This window comes from Vibrio sp. 1562 (assembly GCF_033340155.1).
Lineage (GTDB): Bacteria > Pseudomonadota > Gammaproteobacteria > Enterobacterales > Vibrionaceae > Vibrio > Vibrio alginolyticus.
The window spans coordinates 1-918 of record NZ_JAWOVY010000160.1 but is presented as its reverse complement, the minus strand read 5'-3'; the positions used below and the strand labels follow the sequence as shown (position 1 = coordinate 918).

The following is a 918-nucleotide window of genomic DNA, read 5'->3' as shown; positions in this document are numbered from 1 at the left end:
TCGAGCTTCATCACCAAGAGTGATGGATTAATCGTCTGGTTTTGCCCTGATTTTAGAGGCTAGAGACTATCGAATCACCAAGTAGATAGTGCGTTCCCCGCGTTGGATATTTAGTGCAAGCACACCTTTGTGTTTATCAACAATAGAGCGAAGCTCCGCAAGGTTTTTCACTCGTTGACGATTGACGCCAATAATGATGTCACCTTGTTTTAGCTGGTATTGCGCGGCAGGTGAATTCTCTGCAACACTGGAGACTTTTACCCCTTGGATGGCATCACTCGGTGTAGTGTTACTTAACTCTGCTCCTTTTAGGCCTTCATGCAACGTTTCCGCTTTGGCTTTCATGTTGGTGGACTCGCCAAGAGTCACGTCAAACGACTTGCTCTTACCATCACGAATAACGCCTAGCGTGATCTTCTTACCCGCTCCTAATGTGGCGACTTTAGCGCGCAACTCAGAGAAAGTGTCGATTGACTTACCGTTCACTGAGACAACCACATCACCGGCTTTTAGACCCGCTTTGTCCGCTGCGCTATCGGGCACGACTTGGCTAATGAATGCCCCTTTACTTGACTCGTAACCCAGTGCTTCTGCCAGCTCAGAGGTCACTTCACCACCTTGAACGCCCAACATGCCACGTTTTACTTCACCAAATTCTAAAATCTGCTCAGTGAGGTTTCTCATCATGTTCGATGGGATCGCAAAACCAATCCCGACGTTGCCGCCATTTGGTCCCAAAATGGCGGTATTAATACCGATCAGCTCACCGTTAAGGTTCACCAATGCTCCGCCAGAGTTACCACTATTGATTGCGGCATCGGTTTGGATGAAGTTTTCGAAGTTCTCCACGTTTAAACCACTACGACCCAGTGCAGAAACGATACCCGAGGTGACGGTTTGGCCGAGGCCAAATGGGTT

The 918-nt window shown here is 48.5% G+C and carries 1 protein-coding gene; it reads right to left on the bottom strand.

Going from position 1 to position 918, the window contains the following annotated elements; translation table 11 throughout:
- Window positions 1-66 precede the first annotated feature (66 nt).
- A partial coding sequence (locus R7Z49_RS23885) for a PDZ domain-containing protein (protein WP_318112207.1) occupies window positions 67-918 on the bottom strand: 852 nt, incomplete at its 5' end.